Source organism: Collimonas fungivorans, from assembly GCF_028292705.1.
GTDB lineage: Bacteria > Pseudomonadota > Gammaproteobacteria > Burkholderiales > Burkholderiaceae_D > Collimonas > Collimonas fungivorans_B.
In genome coordinates this window covers 1-6,940 of sequence record NZ_JAQGLV010000202.1, presented here as the reverse complement: position 1 = coordinate 6,940, position 6,940 = coordinate 1, and the positions used below count along the sequence as shown (strand labels likewise).

6 protein-coding genes and 1 pseudogene are annotated in these 6,940 nt (G+C 63.1%); all 7 read left to right on the top strand.

The genetic code is table 11. The annotated features are described in order from the left end of the window. Positions 1 to 270, top strand: a pseudogene (locus JWQ61_RS11400) (dienelactone hydrolase); the annotation flags it as partial. Between the two features lie 79 nt (positions 271 to 349). Next, entirely contained in the window at positions 350 to 1,135 is a 786-nt protein-coding gene (locus JWQ61_RS11395; RefSeq protein WP_304360633.1) for an enoyl-CoA hydratase/isomerase family protein, read from the top strand. 63 nt (positions 1,136 to 1,198) lie between these two features. Beyond that, a complete protein-coding gene (locus JWQ61_RS11390) occupies positions 1,199 to 2,470 on the top strand; it encodes a cytochrome P450 (RefSeq protein WP_304360632.1) in 1,272 nt (423 codons plus the stop codon). Then, entirely contained in the window at positions 2,463 to 3,671 is a 1,209-nt protein-coding gene (bioF, locus tag JWQ61_RS11385) for an 8-amino-7-oxononanoate synthase (protein ID WP_304360631.1), read from the top strand. Before JWQ61_RS11390 ends, bioF begins: the two co-directional genes overlap by 8 nt. 25 nt (positions 3,672 to 3,696) lie before the next feature. Beyond that, positions 3,697 to 5,061: an adenosylmethionine--8-amino-7-oxononanoate transaminase gene (gene bioA, locus JWQ61_RS11380; protein ID WP_304360630.1), complete on the top strand. Its 1,365-nt coding sequence runs from the start codon at positions 3,697 to 3,699 to the stop codon at positions 5,059 to 5,061. Then, positions 5,054 to 5,800, top strand: a complete 747-nt coding sequence (bioD, locus tag JWQ61_RS11375; RefSeq protein ID WP_304360629.1) for a dethiobiotin synthase — start codon at positions 5,054 to 5,056, stop codon at positions 5,798 to 5,800. Before bioA ends, bioD begins: the two co-directional genes overlap by 8 nt. Positions 5,801 to 5,832: 32 nt before the next feature. Continuing rightward, positions 5,833 to 6,879, top strand: a complete 1,047-nt coding sequence (bioB, locus tag JWQ61_RS11370; protein WP_304360628.1) for a biotin synthase BioB — start codon at positions 5,833 to 5,835, stop codon at positions 6,877 to 6,879. Positions 6,880 to 6,940 lie beyond the last annotated feature (61 nt).

Sequence of the window (6,940 nt, the reverse complement as noted above, 5' to 3'; positions counted from 1 at the left end):
CTGGAAAGCATGTATGCGCAATTCGGCAAGACCGCCAAGGTGCCGATGCTGTGGATATATACCGAAAACGACCTGTATTTCGGCCCGCAATACAGCCAGGCCTGGTATGCAGCATTCAACAAGGCCGGCGGCCAGGCCGAATTCAAGCTGCTGCCGCCGTTCGCCAAGAACGGCCACATGCTGTTTGTCTCCGGCCTGAACATCTGGGAACCGCTGGTGGCCGAGTTCCTGGGACGAAACGGATTTCCCGCAGAGCCGCTGAAACAATGATGCAGCAATATCCTGCAACCATGGCCCGCACCTGGCCCGAACCGTATCTTTTCTATATGTTGCAAGCGGAGATGAACAAGTGACTTATCAAACTTTGGCAATACAGCATGCGCCCCAGGTAGCGACCATCGTCCTTAACCGTCCCGACGTGCGCAATGCCTTCAATGAAACCATGATCGCCGAAATCACCCACGCCTTTGCCGAACTGGGCAGTACCGCCGAAGTGAGGGCGATCGTGCTGGCCGCCAATGGCGCGGCGTTTTGCGCCGGCGGCGATTTGAACTGGATGAAGGCGATGGCGGACTACACGCCGGAGCAGAACCGCGCCGACGCCGCGCTGCTGGCGACCATGCTGCGCACCATTTACCAATGTCCCAAGCCAGTGATCGCCAAGGTGCAGGGCGACTGTTATGCCGGCGGACTGGGCCTGGTGGCTGCCTGCGATATCGTGGCGGCGGTGGATACGGCGCAGTTCTGCCTGTCGGAAGTAAAAATCGGCCTGATCCCGGCGACTATCTCGCCCTACGTCATCAAAGCGATCGGCGAGTCGGCTGCGCGCCGCTATTTCATTACCGCCGAACGGTTTTCTGCTGCAACCGGCCAGAAACTGGGCCTGGTGCATGAGGTGGCGGCAGCGGAGCAACTGGATGAAAGCGTGGCTGTGCTGCTCAAGGCCTTGCTGGCGGCCAGCCCTAACGCGGTCACCGAGGCCAAGCGCCTGGTGCGCGCGATTGCGGGCCAGCCGCTGACGGCAGTACTGATCGCCGACACCGTGGAAGAAATCGCCAAAATCCGCGCTTCCACCGAGGGGCGCGAGGGTGTGCGCGCCTTCCTGGAGAAGCGCAAACCGTCCTGGCTGGCCTGATCACATACAATCACGTCCTTGCTGAACGATTTTGCCAAAGTAAGCGCAGGAAAAAGATATTAAATGATTAACGAAGATTTTTTGAACAATCCCTATCCCGCCTATCACGCCCTGCGTGCGGCGGGTGCGCTGCACTGGAGCCCGGAGTTCTGCGGCGGCGCCTGGCTGCTGACCGGCCATGCCGACGTCGCCAGCGTGCTGCGCGATCCGCGTTTCTCGGTGCGCCGTGCCGGCGGCTGGGCCAACAGCAGCGGCCCGGAAGCACTGACCGAGCTGCGTGAGTTCAAGCGCATTTTTTCGCGTTCTCTGCTGTTCGTGGACGCGCCGCAGCATACGCGCCTGCGCCAGGTGATGAATGCAGGCTTCAAGCCGTCGGCATTGCAGGAGCTGGGACCGCAGATCCAGGAGATCGTCGACCGCCTGCTGGGCCAGGTGCTGGCCAAGGCCGCCGACGCTGTACCTGGGCAGTTTACCGAATTCGACTTTATGCGCGATTTCGCCCGTCCCTTGCCGGCGCTGGTGATTGCAGGCATGCTCGGCATCGCCGCCGAAGACCGCAGCGAATTCGTGGCCTGGTCCGACGATATCGCAGCGTTCATCGGCAGCCCGACGCCGACCCTGGAGATCGCCCGCGCGGCCCAGGCCAGCCTGGTCGCCATGAACGAATATTTCCGCCAGTTGTTGCCGCAGCGCCGCGCGGCGCTTGGCGACGACCTGATGAGCCAGCTGATACGCGCCGAAGCCACCGGCGGCATCATCACCACCAAGGAACTGCTGGCGCAGTGCTGCACGCTGCTGTTCGCCGGCCATGAAACCACACGCAACCTGCTGGGCAACGGCATGCTGGCGCTGCTGCAGCATCCTGAACAATGGCAGGCCTTGCAGGACGCGCCGGCGCTGTTGCCGTCGGCCCTGAAGGAACTGCTGCGCTTCGACAGCCCGGTGCAATACACCGGACGCCGCCTCAAGGTCGATGTCGAGATGCATGGCCAGCGGATGAAAAAAGGCGACCTGGTGATCCCGCTGATCGGCGCCGCCAACCGCGATCCGGCCAAGTTCACCGATCCGGACCGGCTCGATATCCAGCGCAACCAGGGCGCCCACCTGTCCTTCGGTTATGGCCCGCATGTCTGCATCGGCGCCACGCTGACCTACCTGGAAGCGGAAATCGCCCTGCGCAGCGTGATGCAGCGTTTGCCGCAGCTGCGGCTGGCCGGCGCCGCCCAATCCTGGGGCGGCAATGCGGTGTACCGCAGCCTGAACCAGCTGCCGCTGCAATTCGCGCGGCCGGCGGCGGCTGCATACGCAGAACCAGCGGAAGTGCTGTATGCCTGAACTGTTAACGGAAATCCGCGACCAGCTGGCAGCGCTGCAGGAGCAGAAGCTGCTGCGCAAGCGGCGTATCGTCAACGGACCGCAAGGGCCCCTGCTAGACGTCGAGGGCCGGCAATACCTGGCTTTTTGCAGCAACGACTATCTCGGCCTGGCGAATCATCCGGCGCTGCGCGTCGCGGCGCAGGCCGGGCTCGACCAATACGGCGTCGGCGCCAGTGCCTCGGCCCTGATCAGCGGCCACACCAGCGTGGTCGAGGAACTGGAGCTGGCGCTGGCGGCATTCACCGGCATGCCGCGCGCCCTGCATTTTTCAACCGGCTACATGGCCAACATGGGCACTATCCCGGCGCTGGTCGGCCCTGGAGATATCGTCTTCTCGGACCGGCTCAACCACGCTTGCCTGATAGACGGCGCGCGTTTGTCGGGCGCGCAGTTCCGCGTCTATCCGCATGCCGATGTGGCGAGGCTGGAGCAGTTGCTGGCCAAGAGCGAGCACCCGCGCAAGCTGGTTGTCACCGATGCGGTGTTCAGCATGGACGGCGATATCGCGCCGTTGCCGGAATTACTGGCCCTGTGTGAAAAATATGATGCCTGGCTGCTGGTCGACGACGCCCACGGCTTTGGCGTGCTGGGCCCGCAAGGACGCGGCAGCCTGGCGCATTTCGGTTTGCAGTCGCAGCGCATCCTGTACATGGGAACCCTGGGCAAGGCCGCGGGCGTGGCCGGCGCTTTTGTCGCCGGCGATGCGCTGCTGATCGAATGGCTGCTGCAGCGGGCGCGCACCTATATGTTTACTACCGCCAGCCCGCCCATGCTGGCGAGCGCCTTGCTGGCGGCGGTCAGGCTGATGCAGGAAGAAGACTGGCGCCAGCAGCATTTACGCGTACTGATCGCCCGCTTGCGCAGCGGACTGGCCGGCTTGCCATGGCCTTTGCTGCCATCCGAGACGCCGGTGCAGGCGTTGATCGTCGAAGACAACCAGCTGGCGCTGGACCTGATGGCGGGGTTGCGCGAGCAGGGCATCTGGGTGCCGGCGATCCGGCCGCCGACCGTGCCGAAGGGTACGGCGCGCCTGCGCATATCGCTGTCGGCGGCGCACAGCATCGAACAAGTGGATCAATTGGTCAGCGCTTTGCATGCGCTGGCCGAAAATCATGCAGACGCGGATTCGCGACGCATAGCAAGGAGCACAGTTGAATAATGCAACAAATAAGGTAACAAATAAGGTGGCAACATCCGCCGCACAGCCGGGCCTGGTCCAGCGCAGCCTGGACAGCGTCTGGCATCCATGCACCCAGATGCAGCACCACGAATCGGTGCCGCTGATCGCGGTCAGCCGCGGCCGCGGCGCCTGGCTGTACGACACCGACGGCAAACGCTACCTGGACGGGATCAGTTCTTGGTGGGTCAACCTGTTCGGCCACGCCAACCCGCGCATCAACGCCGCACTGAAGGACCAGCTCGACCAGCTGGAACATGCGATGCTGGCCGGTTTCACGCATGAACCGGTAGTGCAGCTGTCGGAACAGCTGGCGGCGCGCACCGGCAATGTGCTGGGCCACTGTTTCTACGCGTCGGACGGCGCTTCGGCGGTCGAGATCGCCCTGAAGATGAGTTTCCACGCCTGGCGCAACGCCGGCTACACCGACAAGCAGGAATTCGTTTGCCTGAAAGGCAGTTATCACGGCGAAACCATAGGCGCGCTGGCGGTTACCGACGTGCCTCTGTTTCGCGACGCCTATGGCCCCTTGCTGCGGCAGGCGCATGTGGTGGCGTCGCCCGATGCGCGCGGCGCACGTGACGGCGAGAGCGCCGCCGACGTTGCCCTGCGCGCTGCCGCCACGCTGGAAAAACTGCTGCAGCAGCGTTCCAGCCATATCGCCGCCATCATCATCGAACCGCTGGTGCAATGCGCCACCGGCATGGCGATGCACGATCCGGTTTACCTGCGTGAGCTGCGCGCATTGTGCGACCGTTATAAAGTCCATCTGATTTTCGACGAGATTGCCGTCGGCTGCGGCCGCACCGGTACTTTTTTTGCATCCGAACAGGCTGCCGCACCTGGAGAGCCACCGGTCTGGCCGGATTTCCTGTGCCTGTCGAAAGGCATCAGCGGCGGTTACCTGCCGCTGTCGCTGGTGATGACGCGCGACGAGATCTACCGCGCCTTCTACGACAACGACTTGGCGCGCGGTTTCCTCCATTCGCATTCCTACACCGGCAATCCGCTGGCCTGCCGCGCTGCGCTGGCGACGCTGGCGATTTTCGAGGAAGACGACGTGATCAATGCCAACCGCGAACGCGCCCAACGCATCACGGCAGCACTGGAACCGTTGGCTCAGCATCCGCAAGTGCGCCATTTCCGCCAGCGCGGCATGATCTGGGCTTTTGACGCGGTTATCGACAACAAGGCCCTGGCCGCGACTTTTTCGCGCCGATTTTTCGCCAGCGCGGTAGAGCATGAATTGCTGCTGCGGCCGATAGGCAAGACGGTGTACCTGATGCCGCCGTATATCCTGGACGACCAGGAAATCGATTTGCTGGCGACCCGCACCGCCGCCGTTTTCGAAAGCGTGATCGGCCATGACTAACATGATCGCCAATACGCCAAAGGCCGCCTGGTTCATCGCCGGCACCGACACTGAAATCGGCAAGACGCTGATCGCCGGCGCTCTGCTGCACGGACTGACAAAAACCGGCGTGCGCAGCGCCGGCATGAAACCGGTTGCCGCCGGCGCGGAACTGCGCGACGGCGCCTGGCACAACGACGATGCCGATGTCCTGGCAGCGGAAGCCAGCGTGGCGCTGCCGCAGGAACTGACGACACCGTTCCTGCTGCGCCAGGCGACCGCACCGCATATCGCCGCAGAGCGGGAAGAGCGGACCATAGAACTGGCGCATATCCTCTCCTGTTACCAGCAGATTGCAGCGCTGGCCGATGCGGTGGTGGTCGAAGGCGTCGGTGGTTTCCGCGTGCCGCTCAACGATATCCACGATACCGCCGACCTGGCGCAGCAGCTCGGCTTGCCGGTGGTGCTGGTGGTGGGTTTGCGGCTGGGCTGCATCAGCCACGCGCTGTTGACGGTAGAGGCGATTGCCGCACGCGGCTTGCGCCTGGCCGGCTGGGTCGCCAACACGGTCGACGCCGCCATGCTCAACGCCGACGCCAATATCGCGGCGCTCAAAGGCCGCATCGATGCACCATTTCTAGGCCATGTGCCGCGCATGAGCGAGCTGCCCGCCAGGGCGCTGGTCGAGGCCGCGGCCAGCCACCTGGATTTTTCACGTTTGCCGGATTGGCCTAAGCCATCCGTCGCTAACCTTATTTAACCGTATTCCCTCAACACAAAGGAAATCAGATCATGTCATCGCAACCAATCACATTCCAGCCAGCCGCTAAACCTATGGTCTTGCCAGCCGACGCCAAATGGCCGGTGCAAACCGTGCTGGACCTGTTCAACCTGCCGTTCAACGAACTGATGTTCAAGGCGCAGCAAATCCACCGCGAAAACTTCGATCCTAACGAAGTCGAATTGGCGACCCTGCTGTCGATCAAGACCGGCGGCTGCCCGGAAGATTGCGGCTACTGCCCGCAGGCGGCGCGCTACGACACCGGCGTCACCGCGCAAAAGATCCTGCCGCTGGACACCGTGCTGGAAGCCGCGCGGCAAGCCAAGGCGCACGGCGCGACCCGCTTCTGCATGGGCGCGGCATGGCGCGAACCGAAAGACCGCGACCTGGAAAAGGTCGAAGAAATGGTGCGCGAAGTCAAGGCGCTCGGCCTGGAAACCTGCGCAACGCTGGGCATGCTGGGCGAAGGCCAGGCTGAACGCCTGAAAGGCGCCGGCCTCGACTACTACAATCACAATCTCGATACCGCGCCGGAAATCTACGGCGACATCATCACCACCCGCGATTACCAGAACCGCCTCGATACGCTGGACAGCGTGCGCGGCGCGGGCATCAAGGTCTGTTGCGGCGGCATCGTCGGCATGGGCGAATCGCGCCTGCAGCGCGCCGGCCTAGTGGCGCAGCTGGCCAACCTGGTGCCGTATCCGGAATCGGTGCCGGTGAATAACCTGGTGCAGGTCGAAGGCACGCCGCTGCACGGCATCGATCCGATCGACCTGTTCGAATTCGTGCGCACCGTGGCGGTGGCCCGCATCACCATGCCGAAGGCGCGGGTGCGCTTGTCCGCCGGCCGCCGGCAAATGGGCGAGGCGATCCAGTCGCTGTGTTTCCTGGCCGGCGCCAATTCGATTTTCTACGGCGACAAGCTGCTCACCACCGGCAATCCGGAAGTAGAAGAAGACCGCGCCTTGCTGGAAAAACTCGGCATGCACTCGCGTTCATCGACATTCGATGCACGTTGTGAAGTCACCGCCGACAGCAACACCCAACCACAATAAAACCAACAGGGGGAGACCGCATGTTTACCAAGATACTGATTGCCAATCGCGGCGAGATCGC